This is a genomic window from Streptomyces sp. HNM0645 (assembly GCF_030056615.1).
Taxonomy (GTDB): Bacteria; Actinomycetota; Actinomycetes; order Streptomycetales; family Streptomycetaceae; genus Streptomyces; species Streptomyces marianii.
Map to the genome: position 1 here is coordinate 86,501 of NZ_JASHLT010000010.1, position 18,855 is coordinate 105,355.

An 18,855-nucleotide genomic window follows, 5' to 3' on the forward strand; every position below is an offset into this window, starting at 1 on the left:
GCAGGCGCCTGCCGGATGCACGGTGTCCGGAGCGTCCCGCGAAGTCGCCGGAGGCCCGCGGAGGCGGCGGGGAGGCGGGGAGGCGGGGAGGCGGCGGAAGGTTCCCGGGGGTCGCGGGAAGGTCGGCGGAAGGTCCCGGAGGCCGCACGAAGTCCTGCCGTGCCGCACGGCAGGACGGCGGTCAGCGGACACGGGCCGACGGGGTGCTGTCCGGCGCGGGCCCGGTACCGTCGGGGCCGGCCTTCGCGGCCGCGCGGGCGATGTTGCGTGCCATGCCGCCGAACACGACGGCGTGGAAAGGGGAGACGGTCCACCAGTACACGTGCCCGAGCAGTCCGCGCGGATGGAACAGGGCCCGCTGGCGGTAGCGGCTGCGGCCCCCCTCGCCGCGTTCGGCGCGCATCTCAAGCCACGCGAGACCCGGCAGCCTCATCTCGGCCCGCAGCCGCAGCATCCGGCCCGGTTCGATCTCCTCGACCCGCCAGAAGTCCAGCGAGTCGCCGACCCTCAGCCGTGCGGCGTCCCGCCGGCCTCGGCGGAGCCCCACGCCGCCGACGAGCCGGTCGAGCCAGCCTCGTACCGCCCAGGCGAGCGGGAAGGAGTACCAGCCGTTGTCGCCGCCGATCCCCTCGATGACGCGCCACAGGGCCTGCGGCGAGGCGTCGACGTCGAGCGCGCGCCGGTCGGTGTAGAGACTGCCCCCGGCCCAGTCCGGATCCGTCGGCAGCGGGTCGCTCGGAGCCCCGGGCGGCGCGGCGGAGGACCACCGGGTGGTGACCTGCGCGTCGCGCACCCGCCGGAGCGCCAGTTCCAGGGCCCGGTCGAAGCCGAGGGGGGTGCCGGGCGGATCGGGGACGTAGCGGGCGATGTCGTGCTCGCGGCAGACCACCTCGTGGCGCAGCGATTCGGCGAGGGGCCGGGCGAGGGCGGGCGGCACGGGCGTGACCAGGCCGATCCACAGACTGGACAGCCTCGGCGTCAGCATCGGCACGCCGAGGATGAGGCGCCTCGGCAGCCCGGCCACCTCGGCGTAGCGCCGCATCATCCGCTCGTACGTCATCACGTCCGGCCCGCCGATGTCGAAGGACCGGTTCACGTCCGCCGGCATCCGGGCGCTCCCCACGAGGTAGCGGAGCACGTCCCGGACGGCGATCGGCTGGACGCGGGTGCTCACCCAGCTGGGGGTGACCATGACGGGCAGTCGCTCGGTCAGGTAGCGGAGCATCTCGAAGCTGGCGGAGCCGGAGCCGATGACCACCGCGGCACGCAGCACCGTCGCGGGCACGGGTGAGCGGAGGAAGATCTCGCCCACCTCGGCGCGGGAGCGCAGATGCGGTGAGAGCTCATGGCCGGGTACCTCCGCGGGCGTCAGCCCGCCCAGGTAGACGATGCGCCCCACGCCCGCCTCACCCGCCCGCCCGGCGAACGCCCTGGCCGCCTCACGGTCGGCTTCCTCGAAGGACGGCCCGGAGCGCAGCCCGTGCACGAGGTAGTAGGCGACGTCGACGCCGCGCAGCGCGTCCCCGAGCGAGTCCGGGTCGGTGACGTCGCCCCGTACGGTCTCCACCCGCCCCGCCCATGGATGGTCGCGCAGTTTCTCCGGCGAGCGGGCCATGCAGCGGACCCGGAATCCGGCGTCCAGCAGCTCGGGCACCAGCCGGCCGCCGACGTAGCCGGTCGCACCGGTCACGAGACAGCGCGGGCCCTCGGTGTTCCGGCCGTTGCCCTGTCCGCTCATTCGAACCTCCGATTCCCGCGGGGCGGCGCTCCGCTGCTGATCCCCCCCTCCGGCCTGCCTCCGTCACCTTGCCCTCTGCGGAGTGCTTCCGCTCGGGGAGGGACGGCGGATGCGCTGCGGTCCCGCCCGGAAACCGCGTGGGACCACGCAGCCCCGACGCGGGCCGCTCCACCGGTGCCCCGCCTGCTCCCGGCCGGCCGGCGGGCCGCCTTCCGCCGTTGCCGCGCGAGCGGGACGGGGTCGGGAGCGTGCCGAGCGGCGCTCGGGACGGCCGCAGGCAGCGGCCCGGCCGAGGTTTGCGCCATGCACCCCCGGTCAGACGCAGAACACGTACGTATCGTCGCGTACGCAAGGAGCGGTGGAGGATGTCTGCTGATGAACTGACCGGGACGAACCACCCGGAAGCCGTGCTGCCACGCACCCCCTCACAGGCGCGCACCAGGGTGGAGGCGTTGCTGCGGGAGTGGCTGCCGCCCGCCGGCGGGGCTCCCGACGGCACGCACGCGGTCGGCGACGCCGTCCTCGTGACGTCCGAACTCGTGACCAATGCCCTCCGCCACGGCGGCGGTCTGACCAGCTTCGACGTCGAGATGACCGACCAGGGCTGCCGGGTGAGCGTCGGCGACCGCAGCGACCGGCTCCCGGAGCTCGCATCCTCCCGGGACGGCAGCGGCAGGCTCCGCGTCGGGGGTCACGGCTGGCGCGTGATCCGCAGGCTGGCGCGGAGCATCACGATCACCCCGGAGGCACACGGGGGGAAGCGCGTGAGTGTGCTGATCTCTCTGGCCTGAGGCACGGCGTACGGCCCGGGCGGGCCGTACCGGCCGGGCACCCGTGGTACGCGGACGCAACCCGACGCCTTCCCGGACGCCCCGTGGCTCCCGGGCGCTCCGCGGTCTCCGGGCGCTCCGTGGCTCCCGGGCACCCCTTCCGCCTTCGGGTGCCCCGCAGTCGAGCCGAGCCTTGGCCGTTCATCCATGCGGGCACCCTCCCGATGCCGGAGCGAACCCACGGATCAGGTCGAACCCGTACACCACTTCCCAGGACGCAACCCGTTCCATCTCGGTGAACACCCTTCGTGGAGCGGATGTTTACCCGCAGCGACGCTGGTAACGCTCAGTAGTACACGGTCACCGAGAGAGATGAATCCCTCACCGGCAGATCCCTGGGAGCAGATCCCCGCAGAGGAGGAAGTCATGTCGATCAGTGCGCTGGCCATCCTCGGGGTGGCGGCCGTCATGATCCTCGCGCTCGCCATGGCACGGCCCGTGCGGCGCGCACACCCCGGACGCTTCCGTCGCCGGCTCGTCGCGCCGCGGCTCAAGCCGATGAGCCGGAGCGAGGCCGAGCAGTACCTGGCCCAATGGGCCGAGATCTCGGGCCAGTTCGTGGAGTCTCCCGGCGGGGCGACCATCAGGGCCCATGAACTGCTTGAGACGGTGGCCACCGCGCGCGGCCTCCCCACCGCTTCGCACGAACTCCGGACGCGCGCCCTTGGCGCCCTCTTCCCCGGTCACGCCGAGGCCGCCGACCGACTGCGCGCCGCCTCGGGGCAGGCGGCGGCGGGGAACGCGGACGTGGAGAGCCTGCGACAGGCCATGCTGGCGGGCCGCGCGCTGCTCACGGAGTTGCTGGCCGCGGCGCCCCGCGTCCCCGACATCGCCTCCGTCCCGCAGCGGAGGTTCCCGGCCCGGCGGGTTCCGCCGCAGCGCTCGGCAACCCTCCATCCGTGAGAGCCGTACGTCCGTGAGAGCCGTACGTCCGTGAGGCCCGTACGTCCGTGAGATCCGTACCTCCGTGAGGCCCGTACGTCCGTGAGATGCGCCGTCAGCGCGTCGTGAGACCGCCGTTCGACGGGATCCACGCCAACGTGGGAGCCGTGTGCCCGTGAGGTCCGCCCGTCCGACGCGGTTCCGTGGAGAACGGCCCCACGGCCCACGTGCGACGCCGGAGCGGCGCGTCCCCTGGTCGGGGACGCGCCGCTCCGCTCCCTCGGGGGCGATCGGCGGGCCGGCAGTACGGCCTCGGGGAACCGCCCGAGGCGGACGACACCGTGCGAACACCCTTCGGCCGGTGGGTGAAGAAGGCATCCTTCCGGGTAAGCGGCGTTCGCGAACGAAGAATTGCGCGGGGGTGGACATGCTGTCAGGCGACGTGGCCGGAGAGCGGCACCAGCCTTCGCGGCCCTCGGTGCCGACGAGCGCCTCCGCCGCCCGCGATCGGGTCGAACGGCTGCTGGAGGACCGTTTCCGCGAAGCGCCCCGACACCGGCCGCAGGGCGTGGTTCTGACGGACGCTCTGCTGGTCACCTCGGAGTTGGTGACCAACGCGATCCGGCACGGAGACGGGGTCACCGGTTTCGCGGCACGGGTGACCGACGAAGGGCTGGAGCTGACGGTGCGGGACCGCAACCCCGCCGTGCCCGTCGTGCGATGCCGCCCGGACGGGCAGACGTTCCCGGTGGGCGGCTACGGCTGGCCTCTCGTCCAACGGCTCGCCACGCGCATCCACATCGCCCCGCTGCGCGAGGGGAAGAGCATCACGGTCCTGCTCCCCCTCGGCCCGCGCTCCCCTGCCTGAACCCGGCACGTCGTATTCAGGCTGGTGTGCGACGGATGACGGCGGGTTGCCTGCGAAAGCCCCGGCACGGAAGGGTGGCACGGAGGAGCGCGTCCGCGCGTGGGTCCCCCGTGGGCGCCCCGACCGCACGGCGCGGCCGCCGGTAGGGGCCGGTGGCCCTCGAGAGCGCGTGATCCCGCGAGCCTGCGGCCCGTCGCCGCCCGCGCCACCCGCCCCGGGCCTCCACCCCGGCCTCCGACCGGTTCCGCCCGGCCCCCGCCCTCGGCGCGCGGGATCGGGCCGGAACTGGTCTGCTGGATTGCGGGGGCCGTCCGAGCTTTCCTGGGAGAGATCCGGATGAGTACGTACCGAGTCGCGCAGGTCCCCACTGCCGGCAGTCCGTTCGAAATCGTCGAGCGTGAGGTGCCGCAGCCCGGTCCCCGTCACGTCCGGATCGCCGTCGAGGCCTGCGGTATCTGCCACAGCGACGCCTTCTTCGTGACGGCCGCGCTGCCGGGCGTCACGTTCCCGGTGGTTCCCGGTCATGAGATCGCGGGACGCGTCGACGCGCTGGGCGAGGGCATCGAGGACTGGGGCTGGCAGATCGGCGACCGGGTCTCCGTGGGCTGGTTCGGCGGCAGCTGCGGCCACTGCACGCCCTGCAGACAGGGCGACTTCATCGTGTGCGAGAACCTCAAGGTGCCCGGCTGGGCATACGACGGAGGGTTCGCGGAGTCCGTCGTCGCGCCGGTCGACGCCCTGGCCCGGATCCCCGACTCGCTGACGGCGGCCGACGCCGGGCCGATGGCCTGTGCGGGAGTGACCACGTACAACGGCCTGCGACGCAGTTCCGCCCGGCCGGGAGATCTGGTCGCCGTGCTCGGCATCGGCGGTCTCGGCCACCTCGCGGTGAGGTACTCGGTCGCGATGGGTTTCGAGACCGTGGCCATCGCCCGCGGCGCCGACAAGGCCGACTTCGCCAAACAGCTCGGCGCCCACCACTACGTCGACAGCACGGCCGGCACATCCGTCGCCGACGCCCTGCAGTCCCTCGGCGGCGCCCGGGCCGTCCTCGCCACGGCCTCCAACTCCGCCGCCATCACGGCCACCGTGGACGGGCTGACGCCGCGCGGTGAACTGGTGGTGGTCGGCGCCGATCCCGACGCCCTGGGGATCAACCCGGTGCAACTGCTGATGAGCGGCCGGGTCGTCCGCGGTCACCCGTCCGGCACGGCGCAGGACGTACAGGACACCATGGAGTTCAGTGCCCTGCACGGGATCCGCCCGACGATCGAGACCGTGCCGCTGGGCCGGGCCGACGAGGCGTACCGGAAGATGATGTCGGGCAGCGCGCGCTTCCGCATGGTGCTCACCCCCGGCTGACGGGCCGGCCCTCGGCGATGCGCCGACCCAGCCGCCCCCGGGCCCGCTCCGTGCGAGCCTGTTGGCAGCGGCACCGGCCGCGACGCTTCCCCTGCACCCTCTCGAGCGGACGTGACGCATGACCACTGCACGGGACCTGATGATCACCGCCATGGAGGTGGCGCCCAGCCGCCCCGTCACACAGGGCGATCTGTCGCTCGCGCTCGCGGGAGCGGAGGTCGTCGACCTGCTCGCCGCCGAGGCCGTCACCCTGGTCGGCGATCGCATCGTGCCCGGTCTCGGACCCGCCACGGGCGATCCACTGCTGGACCAGGCCGTGTCGTCGCTGGTCCGCGAGGCGCCGTACGAGCTCGTCGGCGACTGGCTCTGGCGACGGGGCAGGGGCCTGTCCGCGGCGTATCTGGTCGCGCTCGAGGCGGAGGGGCTGTTCGGCCGGCCACGCCGCCGAGGGCTGCGCTTCCGGGCCGGCCGCGACGCACCGGCCGATTCGGCGGAGCGGCGGGCGGCGGCGGAACGTCTGGCCTCGGACGAGCCGGTCCTTGCCGCTCTGGCGTCGGCCGTCGGAGTCCGCGACGACGGCGTGGGCGGCGGCGAGGACGGGCCGGACCGCGAGAGACCCGGCAACCCCGAGAACCCCGAGAACCCGGAGAACCCGGAGAACCCGGAATCCGGGTACGAGGGCCGGAACGGGACCGGGAGCGAGGCCGGAACCTGGGGCGAGGGCGGCGGCAGGGCGGGCGACGGGAACGGGACGGGAGGGCTCCTGGAGGGCTCCGGTGGCTTCCCGGGCGTGTCCGACGACGTGGACACGGTGCTCGCGGCCGTGCTCGACGCGCTGACGCAGTTGGAGGCCATGAGGCAGCGTCGCTCCGTCGAGCAGGCCGCGTTCGACAACATCTGGCGAGGCGACTGACGCGGAGGCGGGGCCGGCGCCCCGTCACCGGTCCATCCGCCGCCCCGCCCGCTCTCCGGCCCTTCCGAGTCGGCCGTCCGGCCTCCCGTCCCGCGCCCCGGCGCCACGCGGGAGCGGCCGGAGCCGTACCGGCCCGCATCCAGAACGGCCGGTCGGCATCCCCGGGTACGACCGCGTCTGCGGCCGCCGCGGTCGGAACGGCCTCAGGAGACGGCGTCCCGGACCGGCCGGCGGCCGTGCGGGCGGGCCAGGTTGTCCGGCAGCAGGACGAGCCGGAGCTGCTCCTCCGTCAGCAGGCCCTTGGCGAGGACGAGTTCGTGCACGCTGCGGCCGGAGCTCAGCGCTTCCCGGGCGACGGCGGTGGCCTGTTCGTAGCCGATGTGCGGGTTGAGCGCGGTCGCCAGGCCGATGGAGCGGGTGACGAGGGCGGCGAGGTGGTCCCGGTTGGCGGTGATGCCCGTGACGCAGCGCTCGGCGAGCGTCAGGCAGCCGGCCCGCAGATGGGTCAGGCTCTTCAGCAGACTGTGGGCGATCAGCGGTTCGAAGGCGTTGAGCTGGAGCTGCCCCGCCTCGGCCGCCATGGTCACCGCCATGTCGTTCCCGATGGCCTCGAAGGCGATCTGGTTGACGACCTCGGGGACCACGGGATTCACCTTGCCGGGCATGATACTCGAACCCGCCTGCACCGGCGGCAGGTTGATCTCGGCGAAGCCGGCCCGCGGGCCGCAGGACAGCAGCCGCAGGTCGTTGCAGGTCTTGGAGAGCTTGACGGCGATCCGCTTGAGGACGCCGGACAGCTGGACGAACGCGCCGGCGTCCTGGGTGGCCTCGACGAGGTCCTCGGCGACGGTCAGCGGCAGGCCGGTGATGGTTCGCAGGTTCCGGGCCGCCAGCGCCGCGTACCGCGGGTGGGCGTTGAGCCCGGTACCGATGGCCGTGCCGCCGAGGTTGATCTCCCGGATGAGCTCACGGGCCTCGGTGAGCCGCTTGTGGTCCTCGCCGAGCATGACCGCGTACGTCGCGAACTCCTGGCCCAGGGTCATCGGGACCGCGTCCTGGAGCTGCGTACGGCCCATCTTGAGGACGTCCGCGAACTCCGCCGCCTTCGAGTCGAAGGCCCCGCGCAGCACCTCCATGGCGTCCAGCAGCCGCTGGGCGGCGAGGTCGAGGGCGATCTTCACGGCGGTGGGGTAGACGTCGTTGGTGCTCTGGCCGGCGTTGACGTCCTCCAGCGGGTGCAGCCGGGCGTACTCGCCCTTGCGGTGGCCGAGGAGTTCCAGGGCCCGGTTGGCGACGACCTCGTTGGCGTTCATGTTCGTCGAGGTGCCGGCACCGCCCTGGATCACGTCGACGACGAACTCGCGGTGCAGCTTCCCGGCCCGTATCTCCTCGCACGCCGCCACGACCGCGTCCGCCTTCGCGGCGTCCAGGAGCCCGAGTTCACGGTTGGCGAGTGCCGCGGCCTGCTTGACGGATGCGAGGGCGGTGACGAGGTCCGGGTAGGCCGAGACGGTGGTGCCGGTGATGGGGAAGTTCTCGACGGCCCGCAGGGTGTGGATGCCGTAGTAGGCGTCCGCGGGGACGTCGCGGTCGCCGAGCAGATCGTGCTCGCGGCGGAACGCGCCGGGGGCCTCGTCGCGCGGGTCGTCGGGGTGGGCCTGGTCGTGCGTGGGCATGGCGCTGGGGACTTTCGTGTCGGGTGACTACGCGGGGGAGGGGGCGAGGGAGGGGCGGTTCGGGGTGCGGGCGAGCACGGGTGCTACACCCGCGCCAGGTCCGCGGGCCGGACGTCCGCGGCCGCCGGTTCGCCGAGCGCGTGGCGCAGCACCCGTCCCCGCTCCTGGGGGTCCGCGGTGGCGAGCAGCGCGCTCAGCACGGCGATCCGGGCCTGCCCGGCCCGGAGCGTGCCGGTCGGCACGGCGCCTGCGGCCACCAGGTCGACTGCGCCGCCGTGCGTGTAGATCTCGGTGACCGGGCCGGCCTGGACCCGGGTGGTCAGGGCGACGAGCACGCCGCGGGAGGTGGCGGCGGCGACGGCCTCGGCGATCTCCGGGGTCGCGTTCCCGGCCCCGGTGGCCACCAGGACGACGCCCCGGGCCCCCGCGTCCAGCGCGGCGTTGAACAGCAGGGCGTCTGCGTCGCAGTGGTGCATGACCATGTCGACGCGGGGGGCCGTCTCCGGGAAGGCGGGCAGCGCGAGCGCGGCGGGGCGCTGCGGCCGGCGCAGTACGGACACCCGGCCGAAGCCGACGCTCCCGAGGCGGGTGCCGGACGGGTCGGCGAAGGCGTCGGGGGCGAGGGTCTGCGTCTTGACCGTGCCGCGGGCCGGGTGCACCTTGCCGTCGAAGGCGATCACGACGCCCAGACCGCGGGTCGTCGCGGCGGTCAGCAGGGCGTCGTGGAGATTGCCGGGACCGTCGCCGTCCGTCGCCCCGAGCGGGAGCTGCGCGCCGGTGAAGACCACCGGTCGCGGGTCGTCGTGGTGGAGGTCCACGAGGAAGGCGGACTCCTCGAGGGTGTCCGTGCCGTGGGTGACGACGATTCCGTCGACGCCGGGATCCGCGAGCACCTCGTGGACCGTGCGGAGGAGGGTCAGCTGGTGGTGGGTGGTGAGCCGGGGGCTGTTCACACTGAAGAGGTCCACGACCTCGACGCTGACGCCCTCCGGCAGCGGGGCGGTGGCCATGACCTCTCCGCCGTTCGCGTCGGCGGCGAAACCGGAACCCTGCCAGCGGCTGGCTATCGTCCCTCCGGTGCTGATGACGACCAAGCGTCCCACGGTGCGTCCTCCTTCATACCGTGTCGTGCCGCAGTGGGGCGGCTCCTCCGACGGGGCACGCGGCCCGGCCTCGCTCATGGCTCCGGCCGGGCAGCGCCCCATGGCTGACTCCGGGGGGTGGCCGGAGCAGTCGACGCAATCATAGGAGTTGTGGGGCGCAATTTGATCGCCACTTCAGCCCTGCCGACCCGAGAGACGTGGTGGATAATTGCGCCATGGATGAGATCGACAGGGCAATCTTGCGCGAGCTCCAGAACGACGGCCGGCTGAGCAACCAGGAGCTGGCGCAGCGCGTCGGCCTCACCCCGTCGCCCTGCATGCGCCGCGTACGGCAGCTGGAGCAGGACGGCGTGATCCAGGGCTACCGGGCGGTGGTCGACCCCGATGCGGTCGACCGGGGCTTCGAGGTGCTGGTCTCCATCGAGGTGGCGCGCGACCGCGAGGTGGTCGAGTCCTTCGAGGCGGCCCTTCAGGACATCCCGGACGTCGTCGAGGCGTACCGCCTGTTCGGCAGCCCGGGGTGCCTGCTGCGGATCGCGGTGAGCGATCTCCGAGCCTACGAACGGCTGTGGATCGAGAAGCTGACGGCGCTGTCCGGCGTCACCGAGGTCAACTCCCAGATCATCATGAAGCGCATCAAGGAAGCCCGGGGACTTCCGGTGGACGGCTGAGGCGGTCCGCACGGGATTCCGGCGGGCCCGGCCCGGCCGCGGGCACCGCTGCCCGCACTCCCCGCGGCACGGCCGGCCGGGACGGGGAACCGGCGGCGCGAGGCGCGCGGGGTCCCCTTCCTCCGCCCACCCCGCCCCCCACTACCGCGCGGGGCCCCGTGCGGGCGCCGTACCGGCCCCGGGTGGTCCCGACTCACCGCTCCGCACGCGGCCGTTCGGAACCGGCGAGCAGGGTGACGTGGGGTACGCCGGTCCGGGGGTGTTCGGTCACGTCCGCCTCCACGCGGTAGACCTCGGCCAGGAGGGCGGGGGTCAGGACCTCCCGCGGTGTCCCCTGGGCGACGAGGCGGCCGCCGGCCATCACGCAGATCCGGCCGCAGAACGCCGCCGCCAGGTTGAGGTCGTGGAGGGCGACGACGGCGGTGACGCCCAGCCGCCGGACCAGCCCGAGGGCGTCGAGCTGGTGGCGCAGGTCCAGATGGTTGGTCGGCTCGTCCAGCACCATCGTCCCCGCGCGCTGGGCCAGGGCCCGGGCGATCAGCACCCGTTGCTTCTCTCCGCCCGACAGCCGTCCGAACGGCGCGGAAGCCAGTCCGGCGGCGCCGAGTTCCGCCAGCGCGGCCATGACGACGGCGCGGTCGTCCGGGGTGTCCCCCTCGAAGGCCCGCTTGTGCGGGGTGCGGCCCATGGCCGCCACCTCGTACACGGTGAGCCCGAACTCCCCGGGGGACTCCTGCAGTACGGCCGCCAGTCGGCGCGCCAGGTGCTTGCCCGGCATCCGCCGTACGTCCTCCCCGTCCAGCAGCACCCGCCCCGTGGTGGGGCGCAGCGCCCGGTAGACCGTGCGCAACAGGGTCGACTTCCCCGCGCCGTTGGGGCCGACGAGGCCCACGATCTCGCCGGGGGACGCACTCAGCGACACGCCCTCCACCAGTGCCCTGCCGTCCAGGACCACCGAGACGTCCTCCACGGTCAGACTTCCCGGCGCGCCCACGGCTCCGGTCCCCGTCATGCCGTCCTCCGGCGCATCAGCCACAGGAAGAACGGCCCTCCGACGAGGGCGGTGAGAATGCCCACGGGGATCTCCTCGGGACTCATGAGGGTACGGGCGGCCAGATCGGTGACGATGAGGAAGGCGGCGCCGAGCAGTGCGGCGGCGGGCAGTGCGCGCCGGTGGTCGGCGCCGACGAGCAGCCGCACCACGTGCGGCATGATCAGTCCGACGAAGCCGATCTGCCCGCTCACCGCGACGATCGTGCCGATCATCAGGGCGACGAGGGTGAACAGCGAGGCGCGGAAGCGGTGCACGTCCAGGCCGAGCGCGACGGCCGCCTCCTCCCCCGCCAGCAGCAGATTCAGCGAGCGGCACACCCCGAGCAGCACGGCCGTGCCGAGCAGCACGGCCCCGGCGGGAATCCACACCGTCGTCCACGTCGTGCCCGCCATGCCGCCGAGCATCCAGCGCAGCGCCGACTGGGTCTTGCGCGGGTCGTTCGAGGTGACGACGAGGAAGCTCGCCACCGCCGACAGCACTTCGGCCGTGGCCACCCCGGCCAGCACCAGCCGCACCGTGGTCATCCGCCCGCCGGAGCGAGCCAGGAGATAGACGGCCACCAGTGCGGCGAGCGCGCCGAGGAACGCCGCGACGGGCAGCGAGAACACCCCGAACAGGCTCACGTTGAAGACGACGACCGTCACCGCGCCCACGGACGCCCCGGACGACACCCCCAGCAGCATGGGGTCCGCCAGCGGATTGCGCACGAGCGCCTGGAGCGCCGTCCCGCAGACGGCGAGGCCTGCTCCGACCACCGCGCAGAGCAGCACGCGGGGCAGCCGGACCTCGAGGACGATGGTCTCGCGGACCTGCGTCCAGTCGGGCTCCGCCAGTGCGGGATGCACCCGGTGCAGCAGGATGCCCCATACCTGTCCGGCCGGTACGCCGATGGATCCCACGGCGATGCCGAAGGTCACCGCCCCGAGGACCAGCGCGCCCAGCGCGGCGAGCACGAGCGCGTACGGGACGGCAGCCCTGCGCCGGCCCGGGGCCCGGGGAGCCCCGTCGTGCACCTGGCCGGCGGTCGCCTTCGCCGTGCTCCCGGTGCCGGCCCCGCCCCGGGCGGGCCCGGTGGTCGCCGTCGGACCCGAACTCGTGCCCGTGCCGGTCACTTGAAGCGTTCCGGGTGGAGCCGGCGGGCCAGGGAGTCGACGCCTGCCGGCACCCGCACCCCCAGGACCGTCGACGACAACGGCAGCACCGCGAACCTCTTGTCCCGGATCGCGGGCACGTCCTTCAGCGCCGGGTGCGCCAGCAGGAACCGCTTCTTCTCCTCGACCGACTGGTCCCCGTAGTCGTAGATCACCACCACCTCGGGAGCCCTCTCGGCCACCTGCTCGAACGACACATCACCGAACGCCTTGTCCAGATCGGCGAAGAGGTTCACCCCGCCGGCCCGCCTGATCATCTCGTTGCCGACCCCGGCCCCGCCCGCCGTGAACGCGGTCTTGTCGCCGCTGTCGTACACGAAGACCTCGACCGGCTTCACCCCGGAGAGCCGGTCCTCGACCCGGTCGAGCACGGCGTGCAGCCGCTCCAACTCCCGCTCGGCACGCTCCGGCACACCGAAGATCCGGGCCACGTTGCGGATCTCCTGATCCATCGCGGCCATCGTCACCGGCCCGGCCGGACACTCCTCGACGTTCAGGTAGGAGTCGATCCCCGCCTTCGCCAGAGCCGCGCGGCTGCGGCCCTCCTTCTCGTCGAAGGTGCTGGCGAACCCGCCGTAGACGAAGTCCGGTTCGGCCGAGAGGAGGGTCTCGAAGGAGGGGTACTCCTCGGCCAGCACCTCGATCCGGTCGTAGGCCGGACGGTACTCCGGCAAGATCCGGTCATCGAGGTAACCGGTGCCCACCATGGACTTCTCCAGACCGAGGGCCAGCATGACCTCGGTCGCGTGCTGGTTCAGCGAGACCGCCCGCTGGGGCGGACGCTGGTACGTCGTCCTCACCCCGCAGTTGGTCACCGTGACCGGGAACCCCTCGGCGGCGGGACCCGCCGGGGCGGCGTCCTCCCGGGCACCGGGGGCGCCGCAGCCGGACACCAGCAGGGCCGCCGCCAGGGCGGACAGCAGGAACTCAGGGCGTATGCCCATCATGGGAGTGGGTCCTCTCACCGCGGTAAGGAGCCGGAGGGCGGCCGGGCCCCGGCGGGTCCGGGCGCAGTCGCGCTGGACCGCCGAGGAGGAGCTGCCGGCGCCGCTCCGGAGGAACGGTCGGTACGGTCGGCGGAAGTGGTGGGACGTCAGTCGGAAGCGTGCGTACGCCGCCTGACGCGGTCGTACGTCAGCAGGGCGCGCTCGTGAGGCGAGGGGCCCGCCGGCTCAGCCGGCGTCACGGAGCCGCCCGGAACGGACGCGCCGTGGCGGGGTGAAGGCGTACAGCCCGAGGATGTCCGGCATCTCGGCGAGCCCCGGCCCGCCCGCGCGTACCCACGCGGCCACGTCCTCGGTCGCGGCCGGATCGTTCACCAGTCCGAACCAGACCGGACGCCCGCCCGCGGCCCGGCCCTCGGCCGACGGCTGCACGACGACGACGTTCGCCTGGTCGCACACGTCCAGGCAGTCGGAGATCCGCACCGGCGCCTGTTCCGCGAGACGCGCGGTCTGCTGCGCGTGGTCGACTCCGGTCACCTTGGGACTGCCGCAGCAGCAGTCCCGGCACACGACGATCCGGCACGGCACCGGGCCGGTGTCCACTGGTCCCCTGGGCACGACGACAAGCTCTCCTCTCCGGGGAAATCCGCCCCAGTCAGCTCGAGGAGGCGACCGCGTGAGTCTCCTGGCTCTCGGGTCTCCGCTCGCCCCGGCCTTCCCACCCGCATCCGGGCAGTGGTCCGTTCGGGGTCCGCTCGCCGATCACAGTGGCGGGACCGCGCCGGATTCACACCGGCTTCCTCGTTCCGCCGTCGCCTTTTACGGCGGACATCATCGCAGAATCCCGCGCCGTGTCCACGCCGCGTCCGGATCCGGCGGCCCGGACGGCCCGTCACGCCCCTCGGCCGGGACCACGAAGGGCCGTCGGCCGTAACGCGAACGGACGCCCACCGGTGGCACCCGAACACCGGGCGAACCAGGCTGATAACACCACATACTGCAAAAGACGCAGTAATCAACCGGAAAACGAGGCAAAGGAACGGTAATGTTCGGCCCGGCGCAGCACTGACATCCAAGGAGTCCGGCGGTGATCTCACGTGTGTCAGCGGGCATTCTGCTGATCTGCGCGGTGCTGCTGCACGTGGTGACTCCACTGTGCGCCACCCCCGACGCGCCCCGGGCCGAGGCGGCCGTCGTCTCGACCGAGAACAGGACCCCCCACACCGCGGCCGTGGTCGTCCGCGCCGACGGCGCCGGACTCCACCACGACGAGTACGACCCGCGCAACCATCCCTCGCGGCTGACCCCTCTCGGCGCCCAGGGCCCCGCCGGCCCCGGCTACGGGAACACGGGCCACGGCGGCGGCGCCCCGAACGAGACGACGGGCCCTCCGCGCGGCACGTCGGCCGGGACCGCGAGACACAGCCGGAACCCGGGCGCCGTACCGGCGCCGACCCTGAGCACCCTGCAGTCGTTCCGCTGCTGACCGGCAGGTGCGCCACCGGACACCGCCCATCCCCGAGCCGCCAGGGCACAGCCCCGGCGAGCGCCGGGACGGACGTCCGGTGCGGGCCGGCGCCGTCGTCACGAGGCGTCAGGGCCGCCGCGGCGCACCCCTCTTCGACCAGGCAGACCCGCTCCGCATCGAAGAGACCGAGGTACGACCATGCAGTCACTCATCGAGCACGCCCGGCAGTTCCCCGCGCGGATCGCCGGCCAGCAGGACGCCTACGCGGCGCTCGCGCGGGGGCAGCGGCCCCAGGCGTTGTTCATCACCTGTTCCGACTCCCGGGTGATCCCCTCGCTGATCACCGGCGCCCGGCCCGGCGACGTGTTCGAGGTCCGCACCGCCGGGAACATCGTCCCTCCCTGGCGGCCGCAGGCGGCCTGCGCCGTCGGGGGCAGCCTGGAGTTCGCCCTGGAGGCCCTGGAGGTGCCCGACATCGTCGTGTGCGGGCACTCGCACTGCGGCGCCGTCAAGGGCCTGCTGCGGGAGCAGGACGTCCGGAGCATGCCGCTGGTGCGGCGCTGGCTCACCAGGGCGGGCCACCGCACCGGGCACGACACGCCGGCGCCGTCCACCGACGAGGAACTGACGCCCGCCGTGCAGCGGCACGTCCTCACCCAGCTCGGCCATCTGCGGACCTACCCCTGCGTCGCCCGGCGGCTGGACTCGGGCCGGCTGCGGCTGCACGCCTGGTTCTACACGGTCGAGTCCGGCGAGGTCCTCGCCTGCGCGGCGGACGGCCGCACCTTCCGGCCCCTGTGATCCGGGCCGACACCCCGGCCATCGGCGCCGGCGGCCGCACGCACCGTGGCGCCCGCCGCTCCCGCCCGGACGCCCACGACGTTCCTTCCTCACCTCCTGAAAGAACGCCATGCCCCTGATCACTGCAGAGCAACGGCGCACCCTCCGCGCCGACGTCACCGCCTCCCTCGTCGTCTTCCTCGTCGCCCTGCCGCTGTGCGTGGGCGTGGCCGTCGCCTCCGGCGTCCCGGCCGAACTCGGCCTCATCACCGGCATCGTCGGCGGTCTGGTCACCGGGCTGCTGCCCGGCAGCAGCCTCCAGGTCAGCGGCCCCGCCGCCGGACTGACCGTCCTCGTCTTCACGGCGGTGTCCGACTACGGGCTGCCCGCCCTCGGCGTGATCGTGCTCGGCGCCGGGCTGATCCAGCTCGTACTCGGCGCCCTGCGGCTCGGCCGGTGGTTCCGCGCGATCTCCCTGGCCGTCGTCCAGGGCATGCTCGCCGGTATCGGGCTGGTCCTGATCGCCGGCCAGCTCTACGCGCTGGCGGACGCCAAGGCTCCGGGTGGCGGACTGGCCGACCTCGCGGGTCTGCCGCGGCTCGTCCTCGCCACCGTCACCTCGCAGAACGCGCTTCTGGCCCTCGCCGTGGGCGTGGGAACGGCGCGGCTCATCGCCGTGTGGCCGCGCGTCCCGGGACGGGCACGGGTGGTGCCGGGAGCGCTGGTCGCGGTGGGCATCGCGACCGCTCTGACCGCCCTGTTCGACCTGCCCATCGCACGGGTCGAGGTCACGGGGCTGCTGCACGCGATCCAGCCGCCCGGCCTGTCCGACGCCACGCGGCTCGCCGACGTGGGACTCGCGGCCACGGTCGTGGCGTTCGCGCTGATCGCCTCGGCCGAGAGCCTGTTCAGCGCGAGCGCCGTCGACCGGCTCCACTCGGGCCGCCGCACCGACTACGACAAGGAGCTGATGGCGCAGGGTGCGGGCAACAGCGTCTGCGGTCTGCTCGGCTCCCTGCCGATGACCGCGGTGATCGTGCGCAGCTCCGCGAACGTCCGGGCCGGTGCGCGCACCAAGCTCTCCCGGGTGCTCCACGGCGTGTGGCTGCTGCTGTTCGCGGCCTTCCTCCCGCAGGCGCTCTCCTACGTCCCGACCGCCGCGCTCGCCGGCGTCCTGATCCACGCGGGGTGGAAGCTGATCCCGGTGAAGGAGATCGGGCCGCTGTGGCGGGACCACCGCGGCGAGGCGGTCATCCTGGTCGTCACCGCGACGGCGATCGTGACGACGAACATGTTCGAGGGCGTGCTCATCGGTCTGCTCCTCGCCGTCGTCAAGACGGCCTGGGCCATGTCCCACGTCCACATCTCCGTGTCCGACAGCGGCACCGGGCCGGTCCGGGTCCGGCTCAGCGGCAACGCCACGTTCCTGCGGCTGCCCCGCATCCTGGACACCCTGGACGCCCTGCCGCGGCGCCAAGTGGAGCTCGACCTCTCCGGGGTGCGCCATCTGGACCACGCGTGCATGACCGCCCTGCAGAGCTGGGCCGACGAGCGCAACGCCCATATCTCCCGGCCGGACGCGGATACCGGGGTCCTGGGCGGGCCGGATACGGCCGGTACGGCAGCCGAAGCGTCCGCGGGCCCGGATACGGCCGGCACGGCGGGCGGCGCGGGCGGGCCGGCCCGGAGTTCGGCCGGACGTCCTCCCAAGGGGCCGCGGCTGTAACGGACCTGACGTTTCGTCCGGTGCCGGGAACTCGCCACCCGCCGGACGGACCACCCCCGGGACCGCGGACGTTTCGGCTGCCGGCACGGGGCTTCGTGCCCGCGCGGCCGGCGCCTGCGGGCCGGCCGCTACGGGACCTCCGGGCAGACGGGCCGCCGGCGGAGCACCCGGCGGCCGAGCCGGCCGATCAGGGGCTGACCGACCCGCGGGGCACCGGTGCGACGTCCGGGCGCACATGCGTTCGGACGCCGCCGCCTGCCTCCTGGTGAGCCGCCCACCGACCGGTCCGGCGCCGTCCCCGGCATCAGCCCTGCGGGCCCGGAACCGCCGCCCCGGCAGCAGGAGGCATCAGGCGGGCCGGGTCGGCGAAGACCTCCTCCACGACGACGCCCGCGGCTCCGCGCACCGCGGCGGTGAAGCCCAGGGCGGATCCGGTGACCCGGGCGACCGCGGGGTCGCCGGCCACGGCCCGCTCCCTCAGCTCCCGCATCGCGGCGGGCAGCAGGTACGGGGCGACCGTCGCGAAGTAGCCGCCGAGCACGATCACCTCGGGGTTGAGCAGATTGACCGGGATGGCCAGGCCGATGCCGAGCCAGCGGCCGATCTCGTCCAGCCCGCCCAGCGCCCGCGGGTCCCCTTCGGTGGCCCGTCGCAGCAACTCCGCCGCGAGCTCCTTGGGGTCGAGGGCGCCCGCGCCCCCCGGCCCGTCCGCCGCCAGATCCGGCGCGGCGGTGCGGATCGCGGCGGTGAGCCCGACCTTGGTCTCCAGACAGCCGGTTCGCCCGCAGGCGCACCTCTCCCCCGCCGGGTCCACCTGCAGATGGCCCAGCTCGCCGCTGAAGCCGCCCGCACCGCGCAGCAGCCCGCCGTCCGCGACGATGCCGGCGCCGATGCCCGCCTCGCCGGTGACGTACACCAGATCGGCGGCGCGGGAGCCGGCGCGGCCGCGTTCGGCCAGTGCCGCCAGATTGGCCTCGTTGTCGACGACAACGGGCACCTCGGCCGGCAGTCCGAGGAGATCGCGCAGCAGCCGGGCGACGGGAACGTCCCGCCAGCCGAGATTCGGCGCGGCCCGCACCGAACCGTCGGCGGCGTCCACCGGACCGGGCACGGCGACGCCGACGCCCGCCGTGTGCGCTCCCGCGGCCCGCGCCTCGTCGAGCAGTTCGGCCGCGATCCCGGCGAGTGCGCGGATCGTGCGCTCGGGGCCCTCACGGGTGGCGTCGTGGACGAGGCGCCGCTCCTGCCGGGTGCCGCCGGCGAGATCCGTCGACCAGGCCGCGAGATAGCGGGAGTTGACCTCCAGCCCCAGCGCGGCGACCGCCCGTCCGTCGATCTCCAGACGGCGCCCGGGACGCCCGACACTCCCGTCCTGCTGGAAGTCCGTCTCCCGGAGCAGCCCGCGTTCGATCAGCTCCGCCACGAGGCTGGACACCGTGGCCCGTGTCAGCCCGGTGTGCCGGGCCACGGCCGCCCGGGACAGCGGACCGGCCGAGCGTACCTCGCCGAGGACGCGGACGAGGTTGGCCCGGCGGACCGCCATCTGGTCGGCCGGTGCCCGGCCCGGGCCGCGGGCGGCCGCTCCCGCGGCGCTCTGTGACACGTTCACGCTCCCCATCCGCCCCGGCCGTGTGGTTCCGGCGGGGGACTTCGGCTCGTCAAAGGGCGACAGGGAAACCTATCCCGCCG

Annotated in this window: 17 protein-coding genes and 1 riboswitch; of the genes, 9 read left to right on the plus strand and 8 right to left on the minus strand. The window is 73.8% G+C overall.

Features of this window, described 5'->3' with window-relative positions; all coding sequences use genetic code 11:
- Nucleotides 1-181: 181 nt before the first annotated feature.
- On the minus strand, nt 182-1,738 hold the full coding sequence (locus tag QMZ92_RS08660; RefSeq protein ID WP_283296643.1) for an SDR family oxidoreductase: 1,557 nt from the start codon (nt 1,736-1,738) through the stop codon (nt 182-184).
- 365 nt (nt 1,739-2,103) lie between these two features.
- Here QMZ92_RS08660 and QMZ92_RS08665 point away from each other — a divergent pair, with 365 nt between their 5' ends.
- The 5 genes from QMZ92_RS08665 to QMZ92_RS08685 all read left to right on the plus strand — a co-directional run bounded on the left by QMZ92_RS08665 (nt 2,104) and on the right by QMZ92_RS08685 (nt 6,593).
- Nucleotides 2,104-2,529, plus strand: coding sequence for an ATP-binding protein (locus QMZ92_RS08665; protein WP_283296644.1), 426 nt, complete (start codon nt 2,104-2,106; stop codon nt 2,527-2,529).
- A gap of 405 nt (nt 2,530-2,934) precedes the next feature.
- Nucleotides 2,935-3,471 carry a hypothetical protein gene (locus tag QMZ92_RS08670; protein WP_283296645.1) on the plus strand — a complete coding sequence of 179 codons (537 nt, stop codon included), beginning with the start codon at nt 2,935-2,937 and terminating at the stop codon, nt 3,469-3,471.
- A 406-nt stretch (nt 3,472-3,877) separates the two neighbouring features.
- Nucleotides 3,878-4,318 carry an ATP-binding protein gene (locus tag QMZ92_RS08675; protein ID WP_283296706.1) on the plus strand — a complete coding sequence of 147 codons (441 nt, stop codon included), beginning with the start codon at nt 3,878-3,880 and terminating at the stop codon, nt 4,316-4,318.
- Between the two features lie 336 nt (nt 4,319-4,654).
- Nucleotides 4,655-5,680 carry an alcohol dehydrogenase gene (locus QMZ92_RS08680; RefSeq protein ID WP_283296646.1) on the plus strand — a complete coding sequence of 342 codons (1,026 nt, stop codon included), beginning with the start codon at nt 4,655-4,657 and terminating at the stop codon, nt 5,678-5,680.
- 118 nt (nt 5,681-5,798) lie between these two features.
- Complete coding sequence (locus QMZ92_RS08685; protein WP_283296647.1) at nt 5,799-6,593, plus strand: GPP34 family phosphoprotein; 795 nt, start codon at nt 5,799-5,801, stop codon at nt 6,591-6,593.
- Between the two features lie 203 nt (nt 6,594-6,796).
- Here the strand turns inward: QMZ92_RS08685 and aspA are convergent, their stop codons facing one another.
- Nucleotides 6,797-8,269, minus strand: coding sequence for an aspartate ammonia-lyase (gene aspA / locus QMZ92_RS08690; protein ID WP_283296648.1), 1,473 nt, complete (start codon nt 8,267-8,269; stop codon nt 6,797-6,799).
- A gap of 83 nt (nt 8,270-8,352) precedes the next feature.
- Complete coding sequence (locus QMZ92_RS08695; protein WP_283296649.1) at nt 8,353-9,372, minus strand: asparaginase; 1,020 nt, start codon at nt 9,370-9,372, stop codon at nt 8,353-8,355.
- Between the two features lie 215 nt (nt 9,373-9,587).
- Here QMZ92_RS08695 and QMZ92_RS08700 point away from each other — a divergent pair, with 215 nt between their 5' ends.
- Nucleotides 9,588-10,043 carry an Lrp/AsnC family transcriptional regulator gene (locus QMZ92_RS08700; RefSeq protein WP_283296650.1) on the plus strand — a complete coding sequence of 152 codons (456 nt, stop codon included), beginning with the start codon at nt 9,588-9,590 and terminating at the stop codon, nt 10,041-10,043.
- Between the two features lie 193 nt (nt 10,044-10,236).
- On the opposite strand, the gene QMZ92_RS08705 is transcribed toward QMZ92_RS08700, so the two are convergent.
- The 4 genes from QMZ92_RS08705 to QMZ92_RS08720 form a co-directional block, all read right to left on the minus strand.
- On the minus strand, nt 10,237-11,055 hold the full coding sequence (locus tag QMZ92_RS08705; RefSeq protein WP_283296651.1) for an ABC transporter ATP-binding protein: 819 nt from the start codon (nt 11,053-11,055) through the stop codon (nt 10,237-10,239).
- Nucleotides 11,052-12,209, minus strand: a complete 1,158-nt coding sequence (locus QMZ92_RS08710) for a FecCD family ABC transporter permease (RefSeq protein ID WP_502962017.1) — start codon at nt 12,207-12,209, stop codon at nt 11,052-11,054. Before QMZ92_RS08710 ends, QMZ92_RS08705 begins: the two co-directional genes overlap by 4 nt.
- The gene (locus QMZ92_RS08715) at nt 12,206-13,195 is read right to left on the minus strand and encodes an ABC transporter substrate-binding protein (protein WP_283296652.1); all 990 of its coding nucleotides are present in this window, start codon (nt 13,193-13,195) and stop codon (nt 12,206-12,208) included. The genes QMZ92_RS08710 and QMZ92_RS08715 overlap by 4 nt, the downstream gene beginning before the upstream one ends.
- A 225-nt stretch (nt 13,196-13,420) precedes the next feature.
- Complete coding sequence (locus QMZ92_RS08720) at nt 13,421-13,810, minus strand: (2Fe-2S) ferredoxin domain-containing protein (protein WP_283296653.1); 390 nt, start codon at nt 13,808-13,810, stop codon at nt 13,421-13,423.
- A gap of 44 nt (nt 13,811-13,854) precedes the next feature.
- Nucleotides 13,855-14,037, minus strand: a riboswitch (cobalamin riboswitch).
- Nucleotides 14,038-14,279: 242 nt separating this feature from the next.
- On the opposite strand from QMZ92_RS08720, the gene QMZ92_RS08725 reads away from it, so the two are divergent.
- From QMZ92_RS08725 to QMZ92_RS08735, 3 genes are all read left to right on the plus strand, one after another.
- Nucleotides 14,280-14,678: a hypothetical protein gene (locus QMZ92_RS08725; RefSeq protein ID WP_283296654.1), complete on the plus strand. Its 399-nt coding sequence runs from the start codon at nt 14,280-14,282 to the stop codon at nt 14,676-14,678.
- A gap of 180 nt (nt 14,679-14,858) precedes the next feature.
- Nucleotides 14,859-15,461: a carbonic anhydrase gene (locus QMZ92_RS08730; protein ID WP_283296655.1), complete on the plus strand. Its 603-nt coding sequence runs from the start codon at nt 14,859-14,861 to the stop codon at nt 15,459-15,461.
- A gap of 109 nt (nt 15,462-15,570) precedes the next feature.
- On the plus strand, nt 15,571-17,166 hold the full coding sequence (locus QMZ92_RS08735) for a SulP family inorganic anion transporter (RefSeq protein WP_283296656.1): 1,596 nt from the start codon (nt 15,571-15,573) through the stop codon (nt 17,164-17,166).
- A gap of 304 nt (nt 17,167-17,470) precedes the next feature.
- On the opposite strand, the gene QMZ92_RS08740 is transcribed toward QMZ92_RS08735, so the two are convergent.
- Nucleotides 17,471-18,769 carry an ROK family transcriptional regulator gene (locus QMZ92_RS08740; RefSeq protein ID WP_283296657.1) on the minus strand — a complete coding sequence of 433 codons (1,299 nt, stop codon included), beginning with the start codon at nt 18,767-18,769 and terminating at the stop codon, nt 17,471-17,473.
- Between the last annotated feature and the right edge of the window lie 86 nt (nt 18,770-18,855).

Coding starts and splice junctions, on each gene's coding strand:
- QMZ92_RS08705 (WP_283296651.1), bottom strand. CDS start 11,055: ATGACGGGGACCGGAGCCGTGGGCGCGCCGGGAAGTCTGACCGTGGAG.
- QMZ92_RS08685 (WP_283296647.1), top strand. CDS start 5,799: ATGACCACTGCACGGGACCTGATGATCACCGCCATGGAGGTGGCGCCC.
- QMZ92_RS08735 (WP_283296656.1), top strand. CDS start 15,571: ATGCCCCTGATCACTGCAGAGCAACGGCGCACCCTCCGCGCCGACGTC.
- QMZ92_RS08660 (WP_283296643.1), bottom strand. CDS start 1,738: ATGAGCGGACAGGGCAACGGCCGGAACACCGAGGGCCCGCGCTGTCTC.
- QMZ92_RS08730 (WP_283296655.1), top strand. CDS start 14,859: ATGCAGTCACTCATCGAGCACGCCCGGCAGTTCCCCGCGCGGATCGCC.
- QMZ92_RS08680 (WP_283296646.1), top strand. CDS start 4,655: ATGAGTACGTACCGAGTCGCGCAGGTCCCCACTGCCGGCAGTCCGTTC.
- QMZ92_RS08700 (WP_283296650.1), top strand. CDS start 9,588: ATGGATGAGATCGACAGGGCAATCTTGCGCGAGCTCCAGAACGACGGC.
- QMZ92_RS08715 (WP_283296652.1), bottom strand. CDS start 13,195: ATGATGGGCATACGCCCTGAGTTCCTGCTGTCCGCCCTGGCGGCGGCC.
- QMZ92_RS08670 (WP_283296645.1), top strand. CDS start 2,935: ATGTCGATCAGTGCGCTGGCCATCCTCGGGGTGGCGGCCGTCATGATC.
- QMZ92_RS08675 (WP_283296706.1), top strand. CDS start 3,878: ATGCTGTCAGGCGACGTGGCCGGAGAGCGGCACCAGCCTTCGCGGCCC.
- aspA (WP_283296648.1), bottom strand. CDS start 8,269: ATGCCCACGCACGACCAGGCCCACCCCGACGACCCGCGCGACGAGGCC.
- QMZ92_RS08665 (WP_283296644.1), top strand. CDS start 2,104: ATGTCTGCTGATGAACTGACCGGGACGAACCACCCGGAAGCCGTGCTG.